The organism is Paracoccus limosus, from assembly GCF_009711185.1.
In the GTDB taxonomy this organism is placed as follows: Bacteria; Pseudomonadota; Alphaproteobacteria; order Rhodobacterales; family Rhodobacteraceae; genus Paracoccus; species Paracoccus limosus.
Genome location: NZ_WMIF01000003.1, coordinates 147,601 through 164,622, shown reverse-complemented (window position 1 = coordinate 164,622; position 17,022 = coordinate 147,601). Strand labels below are relative to the sequence as shown.

Genomic DNA, 17,022 nt, shown 5'->3' with positions numbered 1-17,022 from the left:
TGCATCATTTTTGACGCGGGGTATAGATGCATCACATATGCATGTTTTCGACTCAGCACAGTGGCAGCCCCGCAGGAGTTCCCGATGACCCGCACTCTCAGCCCCCGCACGATCGAACTGGTCAAGGCGACCCTGCCCGCGCTTCAGGCGCATGGGCTGGACGTCGTGCATGAAATGTATGCCCGCATGTTCCGCGACCCCGAGATCCGCGACCTGTTCAACCAGTCGCATCAGGGCGTCAGCGACGCCCAGCCGCGGGCGCTGACCGGCGCGATTCTGGCCTATGCCGCCAATATCGACAATCTGTCGGCGCTGGCCCCGGCGGTCGAACGCATTGCGCAGAAACATGTCGGCCTGCAGATCCTGCCCGAGCATTACCCGCATGTCGCCGACGCGCTGCTGGGCGCCATCGGCCATGTTCTGGGCGATGCCGCCACGCCCGAGATCCTTGCCGCATGGGGCGAGGCCTATTGGTTCCTTGCCGATATCCTGATCGCGCGCGAGCGCCGGGTCTATGACGATCAGGCCGCTGCCTCGGGGGGCTGGAACGGCTGGCGCGATTTCCGCATCGCCGAGGTGATCCGCGAAAGCAATGTCATCACCTCGTTCCTGCTGCGCCCGGTCGATGGCGGGCCGGTGATGCTGCACAAGCCGGGCCAGTATCTCAGCTTTTCGATCGAGATCGACGGCCATGCCCCGGCCAAGCGCAACTATTCGATCTCGTCCGCGCCGGACCGCGCCGGCTATCGCATCAGCGTCAAGGCCGAGCCGCTGGGGCTGGTCTCGCGCTGGCTGCATGCGCAACCTGCGGGCACGGTGCTGAAGGTCGCCGCCCCGGCGGGCGAGTTCTGCCTGGAGGAACTGCCGCCGCGTCCGGCGGTGCTGCTGTCGGGTGGGGTCGGGCTGACGCCGATGGTCTCGATGCTGGAATGGCTGGTGGCGCAGGGCGCGCGGCAACCGGTGCATTACATCCACGGCACGCATGACCGCGACAGCCACGCCATGCGCGATCATATCCGCGCGCTGGCCGCGCAGGGCCATGCGGTGCAGGTAAGCGATTTCCACCAGTCGCCGCTGCCTGACGAGGTGGCGGGCCGCGATTACGATCAGGCCGGGCTGATCACCGACGATTGGCTTTTGGCGCATACGCCGGGGGCTGCGGCCGATTATTACATCTGCGGGCCCCGGCCCTTTCTGCGCGCGGCGGTGCTGGCGCTGTCGCGGGCGGGGGTGCCTTCCGGGCGGATCCATTATGAGTTCTTCGGCCCCGCTGACGAGTTGCTGGCGGCGTGATGGACGACTTTACCCTGGCGCGGGTGATCCATGTCCTTGCGGTGGTGCTGTGGATCGGCGGCGTGGCTTTCGTCACGCTGGCGCTGATCCCGGCCATCCGGGACGGGCACCCGCCCGGGCAGCGGCTGGCCCAGTTCCACCGCGTCGAGGCGCGCTTTTCCGGGCAGGCCCGGATCTGGGTCGCCCTGACCGGGGCCAGCGGGCTGTGGATGCTGTGGCGCGGCCAGATCTGGGACCGCTTCACCACGCCCGACTTCTGGTGGATGCATGCCATGGTCGCGGTCTGGCTGGTCTTTGCCGCGATGCTCTATGTGATCGAGCCGCTGGCGCTGCACCGGCGCATGGCGCGCTCGGCCACGCCCGAGCGTGACTTTGCCCGGCTGGAGGCGCTGCATCGGCTGTTGCTGGCCGCCTCGCTGATCACGATTGCGGGCGCGGTCGGCGGCGCACATGGTTTGTTCTAGAGGGCTTTCCCGGGCCGCTCAGCCCCTTGCGCGCAGCGCCCGCACCAGCCTGACGGCCCGGCGCAGCGCCGTCAGGCCGGTGCCGATGACCAGCAGCCACAGCGCCAGATACAGGATCTGGCCATGGCCCTGCCACAGCGGTTCGGCCAGACTGAGCAGCGTGGCCCCCGTGACCAAGGCCATGCGGTGCTGCTTGGCCATCGGCCCCGAGAAATCGGCGGGCAGCCCGCAATTCACCCCCAATTCGCGCAGATAGGCGGTCAGAAAGGCCATGGCCGCCGCCGCCCAGCCCAGCGAGGGCGCAGACAGCGACAGGCCCAGCCCCAGCAGGATCAGCAGATCCGACACGCGGTCGGGAAACTCGTTCCAGAACCCGCCATCTGGGCCGCCGCGCCCGGCCTCGACCGCGACCATGCCGTCGAACAGGTTGCACAAGAGCCGCAGCTGGCACAGCCCCGCCGCCAGCACCAAAAGCAGGGCCCGGCCCCAGCCGGCCACGCCGCCCGCCGACCAGAAGGCCGCGCCGGCACCCGCCGCCGCCACCATGCCGGCGATCGAGATCTGGTTGGGCGTGACCGTCGTGCCCGCCAGCCAGCGCGTCACTTGCGCCGCCCATCCGGTCTGGCGGCTGGCCAGTGGCCTGCGATTTGACAGATCGACCATGGCTTACCCCACATTCCAGACATAGCGCGTGACATGGAAAAAGATCGGCGCGGCAAAGACCACCGAATCCAGTCGGTCGATGAAACCGCCATGGCCAGCGATGGTATGGCCCCAGTCCTTGACGCCGCGGTCGCGCTTGATGGCCGACATCACCAGCCCGCCGGCCGCGCCCAAAGCCGTGATCATCAGCGCCATCCCCGCCGCCTGTAGCGGGCGGAACGGCGTCATCCACCACAGCGCGACGCCAATGGCGCTGGCCGACAGGACGCCCCCGGCGAGCCCCTCGACCGTTTTCGAGGGCGACAGCTTCGGTGCCAGCTTGCGCCGCCCGATCAGCTTGCCCCAGACATATTGCAGCACGTCCGACAGCTGCACCACGATCACCAGCCATGCGATCAGCAGTACGTTGCGCCCGCCATAGCCGGGGATCTTCAGGTCCAGCAGCGCCGGCACATGCGACACGCAAAAGACGCAGATCATCAGCGCCCATTGCATCTCGGCCACGCGCACGAGGTAGTTGCGGGTTTCCCCCGCCAGCACCGAGACGATGGGCAGCAGCAAGAACACCCAGACCGGGATGAAAATCGCGTAAAGCCCATACCAGCCGATCCAGACCAGCCAGAACTGCACCGGCAGCACGATGAAGAACGCGGCGGCCAGCGTGCGGTGATCGGCGCGGGTGGCATTGGTCAGCGTCATGAATTCGCGCAGCGCCGCAAAGGCGCAGATCGCAAACAGCCCGATCACCCCCGCGCGCCCGCCCAGAAAGGCCAGCGCCAGGGCCAGCACCATCAGCCACCATGCGCGGATGCGGTCGTTCAGATTTTCGATGGCGGCGTTCTGGCCCTGCGGCGAATAGCGCCGGCCCAGCAGCGCGCCAATGACCGAGGCCAGCACCAGCACGCCGCCGATGCCCAGAATGACGGTCAACAGATCGTGGCGGGCGGGGCTCATGGGGCCTCCTTGGGGGCTGGCACGGGTTCGGCGGGGGCGTCCGTCTCGGGGCGGGGGCGCAGCGCCAGCAGCGCGGCGCGGGCGCGGGCCAGAAAATCGGCCTTGGCCTCACCCGCAGCCAGATGCAGCGGCGCGCCAAAGACGGTCTTGCACATCAGCGGCACCGGGATCACCGCCCCTTTGGGCAAGACGCGGTTCAGGTTCTCGATCCAGACCGGCACCAGATCGATCTCGGGGCGCTGGCTGGCAAGGTGAAAGAGCCCGCTGCGGAACGACAGCAGCGCCGCATCGGTCTGGTTGCGGGTGCCCTCGGGAAACAGGATCAGCGAGTCGCCCGCATCCAGTGCCTCGGCCATCTGCGCGATGGCGGTGCCGGGCACGGCCTCGCCCTTGCGTTCGATCAGCAGGGCGTTGAAGACCTCGCCGCCGACAAAGCGCCGCAGCCGGCCGCTGCGCCAGTAATCCGCCCCCGCCACCGGTCGGGTCGCGCGCTGCTGGCGCGGCGGCAGCACCGCCCAGATCAGGATGAAATCGCCGTGGCTGGCGTGGTTGGCGAAATAGATCCGCTGGCGCGCCGCATCCGGGGCGACGCCCTGCCAGATCGGCTGCACCGCCGTGACCGCGCGGGCGAAAAAGGTGATGATCCGCCCGCTAAGCCGGGCCAGCGCCCGGCGGGCCGCGCCCTGCCGTGTCATCCTTCCTCCTGTCCGTCCCCTGATCAGACACTAGCCCATCCGGGCGTCATGGCAATTCCGCCCCGCAGATGACGCAGCGGCGCCGCATATGGATCAGGAATGGCCCCAGACCACAGCGCCCTCATGGCGCTTGATGGCGTGGCGCAGGCTGTCAAAGGCCAGCGTGACATGGTTCGCCAGCCGGTCCGAGGCCGGGTTGCGCGCGCCGCCCGCCTTGCGCATGATCCCCAGCGCGCGGTTGGGCTGGGGGATCTGATAGGGCAGCACGGTGATGCGGCTGCTGTCGCGCAGCGCAAAGACCACCGAGAACGGCAGCACGGCCAGCGCGTCGGTCTCGGTCAGGAAATTCACCACGCTCATCAGCGAGCCGCCGGAATAGCGGATGTTGAGGTCGGACATGCCGATGCTCATCAGGATCATCTGCAGGTCCGACATCAGCGGCGATCCGGGCAGCGGCGCGACCCAGGGATAGGTGGTCATGTCGCGCGCCTCGATCGGGCGCTTGCGCAGCAGCGGATGCGCCTGCCGGCAGGCGACGACATTGCGCCCGTGCAGAATCTCGGTGAATTCGAAACCCGGCCCGGACGAGACCTCGCCCATGGCGACGATGCCCAGATCGATCTGGTCGCCCTCAAGCGCCGCGACCACCTCGGGCAGGTTCATGTAGCTTTGCTGGACGATGATCTCGGGTTCGCGGCCCTGAAACTCGCCGATCATGCGGCTGATGATCGCGTCCATGAAAAACGGCACGCCGCCCAGACGGACAAGGCCCTTGCTGCCCTTGACGAAGCCCTGCACGGCATCGGATGCCTGACGCGAGGCCGCGATGATGACGCGGCCCTGCGCAGCCAGCTGCGCGGCCAGAGGCGTCGCCTGCAGCGGCCTGCGCCCCTTGACGAAAAGCGGCTCGCCCACCCTCGCCTCCAGCATGGAGAGGGATCTGCTGACGGCGGGCTGGGTCAGGCCCAGCATGGCCGCGCCTTCCGAGACGCCGCCTGCATCGAGGACGGCGGCGAGTTGCATGAGGTGTCGTTCGTTCAATCGCATAGCAAATTGCTATATGCTTGTGGGCAAAACTCAAGCTGTTTCGGGTTTGGCCATGTTAGCAGCTTCTCGGGGAAGAGGAGTTGCGCAGGCATGGATGATTGCCGCGAGCCAGAGCAGAGGGCCTTGGGGCCTGGGCCGGGGCGGGCGCCTGTCGGCTTGGGGTCCGTGCCCGGGTCCGTGCCGGGACAGGGCGCGCTGCCCGGGGATGCCGCACCGGTCGGGTCCGTGCAGGGGCCTGTGGCGCTGCCCGAGAGGCTCGCGCCGTCCGAACTGGCTGCGCCAACGCCGGCATCCGGGGCGCTGCCCTTGCAGCTGCCCGAATCTGCCACGCCCGCCGGGCCCACGCCCGGGCCTGCTGCGCTGTCCGCCGCACCACCCGCCCCTCCACCCCCCGCCGCCGGTTTCCCCGACAGCATCGGGCAGGAACTGCAGCGGCGGCTGGCCGGGGGGGCGCCGTCGCGGCTGGCCGAGGCGGTGGCGCTGGCGGCGGGGCATCTGCATCTGCTGGTCGGCGCGCTGCGGCCCTCGGCGGCCGAATTCCGGCAGGCGCTGGGGTTTCTGACCGAGCTTGGCCATCACAGCGATGCGCGCCGTCAGGAATGGGTGCTTTTGGCCGATGTGCTGGGGGTCTCGGCGCTGGTCGAAGGGCTGAACGCGCCGCGCCCGCGCGGGGCCACGCCCAATACCGGCGCCGGGCCGTTCTACCGCGCCGATGCGCCCGATCTGGCGCTGGGGGCGGATCTGTCGCGCGATGGTCGGGGCGAGCGGCTGCGGGTCTCGGGGCGGGTCACCGATCTGGCCGGGCGCGGTCTGGCCGGGGCGCGGGTCGAGGTCTGGCACGCCAATGCCGCCGGCCTCTATGAGAACCAGCAGCCCGACCGCCAGCCGGAGTTCAACCTGCGTGGCCGCTTGCGCGCCGATGGCCGGGGCCAGTTCGATTTCCTGACCGTCAAGCCGGGGGGCTATGCGCTGCCCTCGGACGGGCCGGTCGGGCGGCTGATGGCGGCGCTTGGCTGCCCGCTGGAGCGGCCCGCGCATCTGCATTTCCGCGTCACCGCCCCGGGGCACGAGACCCTGACCACGCATATCTTCGACCGTGCCGATCCCGCCATCGGCCGCGATGCGGTCTTCGGCGTCAAACCCGAGCTTCTGGCGGATTTTTGCGCCCGCCGGACCCGCTCCGGGGCGCGCGAACATCTGCTGGACCTGAACCTGGTGCTGTGCCCGCTGGCACGGCCCGGAACCGACACCATGGGAGGAAAGTGAAACATGGCTCTTGTCAGCGGCTATCACCACCTGACGCTGTCCACCGACGGCGCGCAGGAGGATTTCGACTTTTACACCAAGACGCTGGGCCTGCATTCGGTCAAGCGCACGGTGCTGTTTGACGGGGTGATCCCGGTCTATCACCTGTATTATGGCTCGCCCGATGGCGATGCCTCGACGATCATCACGACGTTCCCGTTCCGCAAGCCCGGGATCTATGGCCGGCGCGGCACCAACCAGTCGCGCACCATCATGCAGTCGATCCCGAAGGGGGCGGCGGATTTCTGGGTCGAGCGGCTGAACGCGCGCGGCCTCGCGGCGGCCAAGGTGACGCGCTTTGGCGCCGACCGGGTGGTCTTTGCCCATCCCTGCGGCATCCCGCATGAGCTGGTCGAAAGCGATGGCGACGGGCGCGAACCCATCACCAACGCGGCGCAGGGCATCACCCGGGCGCATGGCATCAAGGGCATCTATGGCGCGGCGGTGGCGGTGATGGACCGCACGGCGATGGACGATTTCCTGACCATCGCGCTGCCGCTGGCAAAAGAGGCCGACAGCGACGAGGGTCTGGTGTTTCGCGTGCCCGATGCCGGCGGCGTGGTGCAGCGCGTCGAGGTGATCGTGGACCGCGACAGCCATCAGGGCACCTGGACGCTGTCGGGCGGCACCATCCACCATCTGGCGCTGAACACCGGCGACGAGGAAAACCAGATGAAGCTGCGCGCCCATATCGAGGGTCTGGGCTTTACCGACATTTCCGAACAAAAGGACCGCAACTACTTCAAGTCCTGCTATGTGCGCAGCCCCGGCGGGGCGCTGTTCGAGCTGGCCTGGACCACGCCGCAGGGCTGGGCGCGCGATGAGCCGCCGGGCGAGATCGGCAAGACGCTGGTGTTCCCGCCGTGGTTCAAGGACCGCGAGGACGAGCTGCGCGCCGGTCTGGAAGCGGCCGAATTCGCATGACGGCGGCGCTGGAGGCCCTGCATTGCGGGGCGGATCTGGCCGGGGCAAGGGCGCTTTGCGTCCTTGTCCATGGCCGGGGCCAGTCGCCCGAAGAGATGCAGTCCCATGTGCTGGCGCGGCTGGCGGTGCCGGGCGTGGCCTTCGTGCTGCCGCGCGCGCCGCAGGGCAGCTGGTATGACGCCCGCGCGATCGACCCGCTGACCGATGCGACGCGCGCCGCGCTGGCGCAGGCGCTGGCGGGGCTGGCGGCGCTGATCGCGGCGACGCGGGCGGCGGCCCCCGGCCGGCCGCTGCTGCTGGCGGGGTTCTCGCAGGGGGCGTGCCTGTCGCTGGAACATGCGCTGACGGGGGTGGCGCCGCCGGATGCGCTGGTGGCGCTGACCGGCTGCCGGGTCGGGGTGGCCTCGGACGCGCGGCCCCTGCGGTTGCCGCCGGGTCTGCCGGTCTATCTGACGGGCTCGGACGCCGACCCCTGGATCCCGGTCGAGGCCTTTGCCGCGGCGGCGCTGGATCTGGGCCGCGCCCGCGCCGCGCTGCGCGCCGATCTGTTCCCCGGCCGCCCGCACGAGGTCGCCGGCGCCGAGATCGCCATGCTCGAAACCATCCTCACCGCGCTCGCCCAGGGACGCAGAGCCGAGATGGCCGCGGGAAGGTAAGGGCGGGCGGGGTGCGCTTTCATAGCGTCGGGTTATACTGCGGGACCGAGATGCTAAACTAAATCGCCCCGGCAGCGGCCATTCTGGTCGCCGTTGGGGAGCGGGCGGGCGGGAGGCCCTGCCCGGATCATCGGGGAGGATGAAATGTTCACCAGACGGAAATTCCTGCGCGGCACCGTGGCCACCGGCCTGACCCTTGCCGCCTCGTCCCATCTGGCCGCGCCGGCTCTGGCGCAGGGGGCCAAGATCCGGCTGGGTTATGTCTCGCCCAGAACCGGGCCGCTGGCCAGCTTTGCCGAAAGCGACGACTGGAACATCAAGACCTTCCTTGCCTCGGAGGCGGGGCGCAATTTCGAGGTGGTGGTCAAGGACAGCCAGTCGAACCCGAACCGCGCCGCCGAGGTCGCCAAGGAACTGATCCTCAGCGACGGCGTCAAGCTGATGCTGGCGGCCTCGACGCCGGAAAACACCAATCCCGTGGCCGGGGTCTGCGAGGGCGAGGGCGTGCCCTGCATCACCACGGTGGCGCCATGGCAGCCGTGGTTCATCGGCCAGCAGGGCAATCCGCGCGATCCGGCCAGCTGGAAGCCCTTTGACTATGCCTTCCATTACTTCTGGGGCATGGAGGACGTGATCCGCGTCTATACCGCCATGTGGGACCAGCTGAGCACCGACAAGGCGGTGGGCGGGCTGTTTCCCAATGATGCCGATGGCAATGCCTGGGGCGATCCGGAAACCGGCCTGCGTCCGGGTCTGGTCGAACGGGGCTATGCGCTGACCAATCCCGGCAGCTTTCAGAACCTCTCGGATGATTTCTCGGCCCAGATCAATGCCTTCAAGGCGGCCAAGGCCGATATCATCACCGGCGTCGTCATCCCGCCCGATTTCGCCACCTTCTGGGCGCAGCTGCGCCAGCAGGGTCTGACGCCCAAGGCGGTGACCGTGGCCAAGGCGCTGCTGTTCCCGCAATCGGTCGAGGCGCTGGGGCAGGCCGGGCACAACCTGTCTTCAGAGGTGTGGTGGTCGCCCTCGCACCCGTTCTCGTCGACGCTGACCGGCAAGAGCTCGGCCGAACTGGCGGCGGATTTCACCGCCAGCACCGGGCGGCCATGGACGCAGCCGATCGGCTTTGTGCATTCGCTGTTCGAGGTCGCGGCCAATGTCATGGGCCGGGCGGGCGATGTGGACGATGGCGATGCCGTGGCCGAGGCGGTGGCCGCCACCGACATGGCCACCGTCGTCGGCAAGGTGGCATGGAACGGTGCCGGCGTGCCGGACTTCGCCGCCAGGAACGTCTGCAAGACGCCGCTGACCGGCGGACAATGGCGGATGAAACAGGGCGGCGGCTATGATCTGGTGATCGTCGAGAATGGCGGCGCCCCCGAGATCCCGACGGGCGGCAGCATGGAGGCGCTGGCCTGAGCTCGGCGCTATATATCGAAGCGCTATGTTAATGGCCGCTTTCCGCATTTGACTTGGGCCGGCGCAGGCCGCTTGATACAGGCACTGGTTGCGCCCTCTGGGAGGGGGGCGTGGCCCTCTCGACAGGATGGACGCAAGGCGCGCACCGGGTTTTCACGGCCGGCGCCCCCTTGCCTGCGTTGCGGCGCGGGCCGTGGTGCCCTGTCCGGCCGGGACCGAACGAAGCGGATGGGAGGATGTTTTGGCTTCACTGGAAACGATGTTCGACGTGCGCGGGAAATCCGTGATCGTCACCGGCGGCGCCAGCGGTCTTGGCCGCGCCTATGCCGAGATCATGCTGCAGCAGGGCGCGCGGGTCTGCATCTTTGACATCGACGCCGAGGGGCTGTCGCGCACCGTGGCCGAACTGGGCGCCGCAGGCGGCGAGATCTGGGGCCAGCAGGTCGATGTCGGCGACCGCCCGGCGATGGCTGCGGCCTTTGACGCGGTGGCCGAACGCCATGGCCGCATCGACACGGTCTTTGCCAATGCCGGCATCGACCCCGGCCCCGGCTTCATGACCCCCGAAGGCGTGCGCAACCCCGACGGCGCCATCGAGAACATCCCCGACAGCCAATGGGACCGCGGCATCGAGATCAACCTGACCTCGGTCTATACCACGGTCAAGAACGCCGTCCGGCACATGAAGCCCAAGGGCGGCGGCGAGATCATCGTCACCTCGTCCATCGCCTCGCAGATCAACGAAAGCATCGTCGGCACCAGCTACATGCCGGCCAAGGCGGCGGTGAACCATTTCGTGCGCCACATGGCGATGGAGCTTGGCGCCTATGGCATCCGCGTCAACGCCATCCTGCCCGGCCCCTTCATCACCAATATCGCCGGCGGGCGCCTGCGCAACAAGGCCGACCGCGCCGCCTTTGAAAGCCAGTCGCTGATCGGGCGCATTGGCGATGTCGAGGACATCAAGGGGCTGGCGCTGCTGCTGGCCTCGCCGGCGGGGGCGTTCTTTACCGGCTCGCTGATCGTGATCGACGGCGGCTCGCTGACCCGCATGACCTGAAATCACGGGCGCCGGCCCCGCCTGAGGAGGAGGCGGAACCGGCAGCCCCAAGGGAGGAAACACGATGACCTATTTCAACAGGCTGGTCCGGTCCGGCATCAGCCGCCGCAGCGTCCTGCAGGGACTGGGGGCGGGGATGGTCTCGACCCTGGCGCTGCCGGGCTATCTGCGCGCGCAGACGGCGGGCAAGATCAAGATGGCCTATGTCACCCCCGCCACCGGCCCGCTGGGCCTGTTTGGCGAAACCGACGGCTATACCGTGCAAAAGATCCGCGCCGCGCTGGGGGGCAAGATCACCGCCGCCAACGGCAGTACCTATGAGCTGGAGATCCTTGAACGCGACAGCCAGTCGAACCCCAACAAGGCGGCGGAAATCGCGGGCGACCTGATCCTGAACGACGAGGTGCATCTGATGGTGCCGGCCTCGACCACCGACACCATCCTGCCGGTGATGGAACAATCCGAGCTTTACGAGACGCCCTGCATCTCGGCGGGTGCGCCGTGGCAGGCGGTGGTGATGCCGCGCGGCGGCGGCGAATTCGACTGGACCTATCATTTCTTCTGGGGTCTGGACGAGGCGCTGAACACCTTTGTCGGGCTGTGGAACGGGCTGGAGACCAACCGCAAGGTCGGGATGCTGTTTCCGCAAAACATCGATGGCGAGACCTGGGGCAACGAGGATTACGGCCTGCCCAAGCCCACCCGCGCCGCCGGCTACGATGTCACCATCCCGGGGTATTTCCAGGCCCGGACCAATGATTTCTCGGCCCAGATCGACGCCTTCAAGAAGGCCGGCTGCGAAATCATCGGCGGCATCACCTATCCCGACGATCTCAAGACCTTCGTGACGCAATGCAACCAGCAGGGCTTCAAGCCGCGCGCGGTCACGGTGGCGGCGGCGCTGCTGTTTCCCGGCGGGGTCGAGGCGATGGGCCCTTTGGGCAATGGCATGTCCTCGGAGGTCTGGTGGACGCCGGCCTTTCCCTTCCCGTCCAGCCTGACCGGCCAGAACGGCCGCGCGCTGGCCGACGAATGGGAGGCCGACCGCAAACGGCAATGGACGCAGCCTCTGGGCTATTCCCATGCGCTGCTGGAGGTGGCCATCGACATCCTGAAACGCTCGACCGATCCGCTGGACCGCGAGGCCAACCGCGAGGCCATGGCCGCCACCGACCTGACCACCGTCTGCGGCCCGGTCAAGTTCTCGGGTCAGCCGCACAAGAACGTCTGCACCATGCCGATCTTTGGCGGGCAGTGGGTCAAGGGCGAGAAATGGCCCTATGACCTGAAGATCGTGGACAATTCTGTGAACCAGCTGATCGCGCCGGAACAGAAGATCGTGCCGATCAGCTGGTAAGATGCTGGACCAGGACGCCGGGACGACCCGGGACATTCTGCTGGCGGCACGCGATCTGTCGAAAAGCTTTGGCGCGGTCCGCGTGCTGCATGGCGTCAGCCTTGACGTGCATCGGGGCGAGGTGCTGGGCATCCTTGGCCCGAATGGCGCGGGCAAGACCACGCTGTTCAACATCATCAGCGGCGACATCCACGCCTCGGCCGGCGAGATCCGGCTGGGGGGCGTGGCGCTGCGCGGCGAGCCGCCCTTTCGCCGCTGCCAGATGGGGATCGGGCGGACCTACCAGATCCCGCGCCCCTATTCGGGTATGACCACCTTTGAAAACCTGCTGGTCGCCTCGGCCTTTGGCGGCGGCCGGTCCGAGCGCGACAGCTATGCCTTTTGCGCGGGCGTGCTGCGCGATTGCAAACTGGCCGACAAGGCCAATCTGCGCGCGGGCGGGCTGACGCTGCTGGACCGCAAGCGGCTGGAACTGGCGCGGGCCCTGGCCTCGGACCCGCAACTGCTGTTGCTGGACGAGATCGCGGGCGGGCTGACCGACGAGGAATCGGCGGCGCTGGTCGGGCTGGTGCGGCGCATCCGCGACCGTGGCGTGACCATCATCTGGATCGAACATGTGCTGCATGCGCTGATGGCGGTGGCCGACCGGCTGATGGTGCTGAATTTCGGCGAGAAGATCGCCGAGGGCGCGCCGCAGACCGTCATCGCCGACCCCGAGGTGAAACGCGTCTACATGGGGATCGAGGCATGACGGATCCGGTTCTGTCCACCCATGCGCTGGTGGCGCGCTATGGCGATTTTCAGGCGCTTTACGGCGTCGATTTCCAGATCGCCGAGGCCGAGGCCGTGGCGCTGATCGGTGCCAATGGCGCCGGCAAGTCCACCTTTCTGCGCGCGATCATGGGGTTGTTGCCGGTAGCGCCCGACATGGTGCGGCTGGCGGGCCAGCCCATCGGCGGCACGCCCACCGACCGCATGGTGCAAAAGGGCATTGCCATCGTCCCCGAGGGCCGGCGCCTTTTCACCGGCATGTCGGTCGAGGACAACCTGCGTGTCGCCGTCGATCAGGCCGAGCGGCTGGGCCGCAAGGGCGGCTGGTCGCTGGCGCGGCTGCAACAGCTGTTTCCGATCCTCAGGGACAAGGCCCGCACCCCGGTGCAAAGCCTGTCGGGCGGCCAGCAGCAGATGGTCTCGATCGGGCGGGCGCTGCTGTGCCAGCCGCGGGTGCTGCTGTGTGACGAGATCAGTCTGGGGCTTGCGCCCAAGGTGATCCGCGAAATCTATGCCGCCCTGCCCGAGATCCGGGCGCAGGGCACATCGGTCGTGCTGGTCGAACAGGACGTGGGTTTGGCGCAATCGGCCTCGGACCGGCTTTACTGCATGCTGGAAGGCCGGGTGACGCTGACCGGCGCATCCGGGGCGGTCACGCGCGAGGACATCGGCCGCGCCTATTTCGGAGGCTCTCATGCAATGGTTTGATGCGCTGGTGCAGGGGGTGCTGCTGGGCGGCATGTATGCGCAATACGCGCTGGGCATGGCGCTGATGTTCGGGGTGATGAAGATCGTCAACGTCAGCCATGGCGATCTGGTGATCCTGCTGTCGCTGATCGGCATTTCGCTGGCCTCGAAGCTGGGGCTGGGGCCCTTTGCCGTCATGGCGGCGCTGGTGCCGCTGGCGGTGGGTCTGGGCTGGCTTTTGCAAAAGGCGGTGCTGAACCGGGTGGTGGGCGAGGATCCCTTGCCCTCGCTGATCGCGACCTTTGGCCTGTCGCTGGCGCTGCAGAACCTGATGCTGCAGATCTGGTCGGCCAACAGCCGCTCGTTGCCCGGCGGCGGGCTGGAAAGCCGGTCGCTGGCCTTTGGCGGCATCCATATCGGGCTTTTGCCGGTGATCGTGCTGGTCTTTGCCGTGGCGCTGACCTGGGGGCTGGATCTGCTGCTCAGGCGCACGCGCTTTGGCCGGGCGCTGCGCGCGGCGGCCTCCGATGTCGAGGCGGCGGCGATGACCGGGATCAACCCGCGCGCGGTCTATGCCTCGGCCACGGCCATCGCAGTCGGCATCCTTGGCTTTGCGGCGGTGTTTCAGTCGCTGCGCTCGACCGTGGCGCCTTCGGATGGCGGTGCGCAGCTGATCTATGCCTTCGAGGCGGTGATCATCGGCGGCATGGGCTCGGTCTGGGGCGCCTTCATCGGCTCGATGGTGCTGGGCGTGACGCAGGCCATCGGTTTCCGCATCGATCCCGGTTTCGGCGTGCTGGCCGGGCATCTTGTCTTTCTGCTCGTGCTGGCCACCCGCCCGCAGGGCCTGTTCGGAAGGGCCTGAGACATGGTCGCGATTTCCCCTGATCTTCCCGCGGTCGAGGTGCGGCGGCAGACGGCCTCGGGCCGGATGGCGCTGCTGGCGCTGGCGCTGGCGGTGGTGGCACTGGCGGCGATGCCGTTCTGGGCCAAGACCGGCACCATCCGGATGGTGCTGGAACTGTGCTGCTATCTGGCGGTGGCACAGATGTGGAACATGCTGGCAGGCTATGCCGGCCTCGTCTCGGTCGGGCAGCAGGCCTTCATGGGGGCGGCGGGCTATGCGCTGTTCGTGCTGGCGCAGACCTTTGGCGTGAACCCGTTTCTGGCGATCTTTCTGTCGCTGCTGGTGCCGGCGGTGCTGGCGGTGCCCTGCTATCTGCTGCTGCACCGGCTGGACGGGCCCTATTTCGCCATCGGCACCTGGGTCGTGGCCGAGGTGTTCCGGCTGGTCGCCTCGAACCTGTCATGGGTCAATGCCGGGGCGGGCATGTCGCTGTCGGTGATGAAGGATTACACCGGGTTTCAGCGCAACGTCGCCATGTCGCTGCTGTGTGCGCTGATGGTGCTGGTCAGCATCGGCGGCAGCTACTGGTTCCTGCGGTCGCGCTATGGGCTGGCGCTGATCGCGATGCGCGACAATCCGGTGGCGGCGGCCAGTCAGGGCGTCAACGTGCGCCGGCTGCGCTTCATGATCTATGTCGCGGCGGCGGTGGGCTGCGGTCTGGTCGGCGCGGTCTATTTCATGGCGCAGCTGCGCATCAACCCGCAGGCGGCCTTCGATCCGATGTGGTCGAATGTGGCGATCTTTATCGTCATGGTCGGCGGCATCGCCTCGATCGAGGGGGTGCTGATCGGCACGCTGATCTATTTCGTGGCCGACCGCTGGTTCGGCGAATATGGCGCCAGCTATTTCGTGGTGCTGGGCGTGATGACGGTGCTGGTGGCGCTTTATGCGCGGGGCGGCATCTGGGGCATGATCTCGGCGCGCTGGGACGCGCCATGGTTCCCGATCCGCCGCCACCTGATCCTGACAGGAGACAAGACACCATGAAGGCCGTCATCTTCGATGCGGTGGGCCAGCCGCTGCGCCTCGACACCCGCCCCGATCCGACCCCGGCCCGCGACGAGGTGGTGCTGCGCGTCGCCGGCTGCGGCATCTGCGGCAGCGACCTGCATATCACCGAGGATCCGGCGCCCTTTGGCATCGGTCCGGGCTTTGTGCTGGGCCATGAGATCGCCGGCGAGGTGGTCTCGACCGGCGCCGACGTCAAGGAGTTTGCCTTTGGCGATGCGGTCGCGGTGGTGCCGATGCGCGGCTGCGGCAGCTGCGACCGCTGTCTTGCGGGCGATCCGGCCCGCTGTCCGCAGATGGCGCTGATCGGCGGCGGCTATGCCGAATATGTCACCGTCGCCGCGCGCCAGTGCCGGGTGATGCCGCCGGGCGTGGCCTTGGCCGATGGCGCGCTGGCCGAGCCGCTGGCGGTGGCGCTGCATGCGGTCCTGCGCGCCGGCATGCGCCCCGGCGACCGGGTGGCGGTGCTGGGCGCCGGTCCCATCGGGCTGTTGGTGGCCTTCTGGGCGCGGCGGCTGGGCGCGGCGCGGGTGGTCATGGCCGATCTGCACGATCATCAGCGCGACCGCGCGCTGGCGCTGGGGGCGACGGATTTCGCGCTGTCGGGCGAGCGGCTGGCCGAAAACCTTGCCGATCTCTGCGACGGGCCACCCGATATCGTCTTTGAATGCGTGGGCCGGCGCGGGCTTTTGCAGGCCGCCGCCGAGGCGGTGCGGCTGCAGGGCAAGGTGATCGGCGTCGGTTTGTGCATCGGCGGCGACGAATGGGATCCGTTCGTCGCGCTCTCCAAGGAAATCGACCTGATCTTTTCGGTGTTCTTTCACCAGCGCAACGAATTCGGCGTGGCGCTGGACGCGCTGGCCGCCGGGCCCTTTGCACCGCAGGCGATCATCACCGACCGCATCGGCCTGTCGCCGGTGCCGCAAGTATTCGAAGGCCTGCGCCGCCGCACCACGCAATGCAAGGTGCTGATCCAGCCCGAGCTGACCTGAGGAGGAAACAAGATGTCCGTGACTTTCGAAACGCGGGAATACGATATCGGTGGCGTGCGGACGGTGGTGCAATCCATCGGGCAGGGCGCGCCGGTCCTGTTCCTGCATGGCGCGGCCACGCTTGAGGGCTTCGACTTTGCCGAGGCCCTGGCCGACCGTTTTCGCGTGATCCTGCCCAGCCATCCCGGCATGGGCCTGTCCGGCCCGGCGCCGCATGTCGCGGGCATGACGGACATGCTGCTGCATTACCTGAACCTGCTCGATGCGCTGGAGCTGGCGGAAAAGCCGCATCTGATCGGCTTTTCCATGGGCGGCTGGATGGCGACCGAACTGGCGGCGCTGGCGCGCGAGCGTTTTGGCAAGGTCGTGCTGATCGCGCCCGCCGGGCTGAACGATCCGGCGCATCCGGCCACGCCCCTGTCCGCGATCGCGCCGCAGGACTTTCCCGGCTATCTGACGCATGATCCGGCGGTGGCGGCGCGCTATTTCCCCGATGGCAGCGACCCGGCCTTTGCCGAAGCCTTTGGCGCCGACCGCATGCGCGAGGGCGATCTGGTCGGTCGGCTTTGCGCGCCCTTTGGCATGGGCCATCCGAACCTGCGCCGCTTCATGGCGCGCATCACCAATCCGACGCTGCTGGTCTGGGGCGAACAGGACCGGCTGCTGCCCGCCAGCCAGGCGCCGATCTGGCTGGAAAATCTGGGCAATGCGCAATTCCTGTCCGTGCCCGATACCGGCCATCTGGTGCCACAGGAACGGCCTGAGACCTTGAAAGACATCGGCGATTTTCTCGCCGCCTGAAGCCATCCCGAGGAGG

At 68.0% G+C, this 17,022-nt stretch carries 18 protein-coding genes; 14 read left to right on the top strand and 4 right to left on the bottom strand.

Annotated elements, in window-relative coordinates; translation table 11 throughout:
* Window positions 1-84 precede the first annotated feature (84 nt).
* Together hmpA and GL279_RS03715 are read left to right on the top strand one after the other, a co-directional pair.
* Window positions 85-1,293 (top strand): NO-inducible flavohemoprotein, encoded by a 1,209-nt coding sequence (gene hmpA / locus GL279_RS03720; RefSeq protein ID WP_155063260.1) that lies wholly within the window; start codon window positions 85-87, stop codon window positions 1,291-1,293.
* Complete coding sequence (locus GL279_RS03715) at window positions 1,293-1,757, top strand: hypothetical protein (RefSeq protein ID WP_155063259.1); 465 nt, start codon at window positions 1,293-1,295, stop codon at window positions 1,755-1,757. The genes hmpA and GL279_RS03715 overlap by 1 nt, the downstream gene beginning before the upstream one ends.
* Before the next feature lie 18 nt (window positions 1,758-1,775).
* Here the strand turns inward: GL279_RS03715 and GL279_RS03710 are convergent, their stop codons facing one another.
* The 4 genes from GL279_RS03710 to GL279_RS03695 all read right to left on the bottom strand — a co-directional run bounded on the left by GL279_RS03710 (window position 1,776) and on the right by GL279_RS03695 (window position 5,092).
* The gene (locus GL279_RS03710; RefSeq protein ID WP_155063258.1) at window positions 1,776-2,420 is read right to left on the bottom strand and encodes a CDP-alcohol phosphatidyltransferase family protein; all 645 of its coding nucleotides are present in this window, start codon (window positions 2,418-2,420) and stop codon (window positions 1,776-1,778) included.
* Between the two features lie 3 nt (window positions 2,421-2,423).
* The gene (locus GL279_RS03705) at window positions 2,424-3,374 is read right to left on the bottom strand and encodes a phosphatidate cytidylyltransferase (protein WP_155063257.1); all 951 of its coding nucleotides are present in this window, start codon (window positions 3,372-3,374) and stop codon (window positions 2,424-2,426) included.
* Complete coding sequence (locus GL279_RS03700; protein ID WP_155063256.1) at window positions 3,371-4,069, bottom strand: lysophospholipid acyltransferase family protein; 699 nt, start codon at window positions 4,067-4,069, stop codon at window positions 3,371-3,373. Before GL279_RS03700 ends, GL279_RS03705 begins: the two co-directional genes overlap by 4 nt.
* Window positions 4,070-4,162: 93 nt before the next feature.
* The gene (locus GL279_RS03695) at window positions 4,163-5,092 is read right to left on the bottom strand and encodes a LysR family transcriptional regulator (protein WP_246175119.1); all 930 of its coding nucleotides are present in this window, start codon (window positions 5,090-5,092) and stop codon (window positions 4,163-4,165) included.
* Window positions 5,093-5,341: 249 nt separating this feature from the next.
* Here GL279_RS03695 and GL279_RS03690 point away from each other — a divergent pair, with 249 nt between their 5' ends.
* From GL279_RS03690 to GL279_RS03635, 12 genes are all read left to right on the top strand, one after another.
* A complete protein-coding gene (locus GL279_RS03690) occupies window positions 5,342-6,382 on the top strand; it encodes a dioxygenase family protein (RefSeq protein WP_211371246.1) in 1,041 nt (346 codons plus the stop codon).
* A gap of 3 nt (window positions 6,383-6,385) precedes the next feature.
* Window positions 6,386-7,345 (top strand): VOC family protein, encoded by a 960-nt coding sequence (locus GL279_RS03685; protein ID WP_155063253.1) that lies wholly within the window; start codon window positions 6,386-6,388, stop codon window positions 7,343-7,345.
* A complete protein-coding gene (locus tag GL279_RS03680; protein WP_155063252.1) occupies window positions 7,342-8,001 on the top strand; it encodes an alpha/beta hydrolase in 660 nt (219 codons plus the stop codon). Before GL279_RS03685 ends, GL279_RS03680 begins: the two co-directional genes overlap by 4 nt.
* Before the next feature lie 144 nt (window positions 8,002-8,145).
* Entirely contained in the window at window positions 8,146-9,423 is a 1,278-nt protein-coding gene (locus tag GL279_RS03675) for an ABC transporter substrate-binding protein (protein ID WP_155063251.1), read from the top strand.
* A gap of 241 nt (window positions 9,424-9,664) precedes the next feature.
* Window positions 9,665-10,483 (top strand): SDR family NAD(P)-dependent oxidoreductase, encoded by an 819-nt coding sequence (locus GL279_RS03670; RefSeq protein WP_155063250.1) that lies wholly within the window; start codon window positions 9,665-9,667, stop codon window positions 10,481-10,483.
* A gap of 64 nt (window positions 10,484-10,547) precedes the next feature.
* Complete coding sequence (locus GL279_RS03665; RefSeq protein ID WP_155063249.1) at window positions 10,548-11,840, top strand: ABC transporter substrate-binding protein; 1,293 nt, start codon at window positions 10,548-10,550, stop codon at window positions 11,838-11,840.
* 1 nt (window position 11,841) lies between these two features.
* Window positions 11,842-12,591, top strand: coding sequence for an ABC transporter ATP-binding protein (locus tag GL279_RS03660; RefSeq protein ID WP_155063248.1), 750 nt, complete (start codon window positions 11,842-11,844; stop codon window positions 12,589-12,591).
* Entirely contained in the window at window positions 12,588-13,319 is a 732-nt protein-coding gene (locus GL279_RS03655) for an ABC transporter ATP-binding protein (protein ID WP_155063247.1), read from the top strand. Before GL279_RS03660 ends, GL279_RS03655 begins: the two co-directional genes overlap by 4 nt.
* Window positions 13,306-14,163, top strand: coding sequence for a branched-chain amino acid ABC transporter permease (locus tag GL279_RS03650; RefSeq protein WP_155063246.1), 858 nt, complete (start codon window positions 13,306-13,308; stop codon window positions 14,161-14,163). The genes GL279_RS03655 and GL279_RS03650 overlap by 14 nt, the downstream gene beginning before the upstream one ends.
* A 3-nt stretch (window positions 14,164-14,166) precedes the next feature.
* On the top strand, window positions 14,167-15,192 hold the full coding sequence (locus tag GL279_RS03645) for a branched-chain amino acid ABC transporter permease (RefSeq protein ID WP_155063245.1): 1,026 nt from the start codon (window positions 14,167-14,169) through the stop codon (window positions 15,190-15,192).
* On the top strand, window positions 15,189-16,205 hold the full coding sequence (locus GL279_RS03640; RefSeq protein WP_155063244.1) for a zinc-dependent alcohol dehydrogenase: 1,017 nt from the start codon (window positions 15,189-15,191) through the stop codon (window positions 16,203-16,205). Before GL279_RS03645 ends, GL279_RS03640 begins: the two co-directional genes overlap by 4 nt.
* Window positions 16,206-16,217: 12 nt before the next feature.
* On the top strand, window positions 16,218-17,006 hold the full coding sequence (locus tag GL279_RS03635; RefSeq protein ID WP_155063243.1) for an alpha/beta fold hydrolase: 789 nt from the start codon (window positions 16,218-16,220) through the stop codon (window positions 17,004-17,006).
* Window positions 17,007-17,022 lie beyond the last annotated feature (16 nt).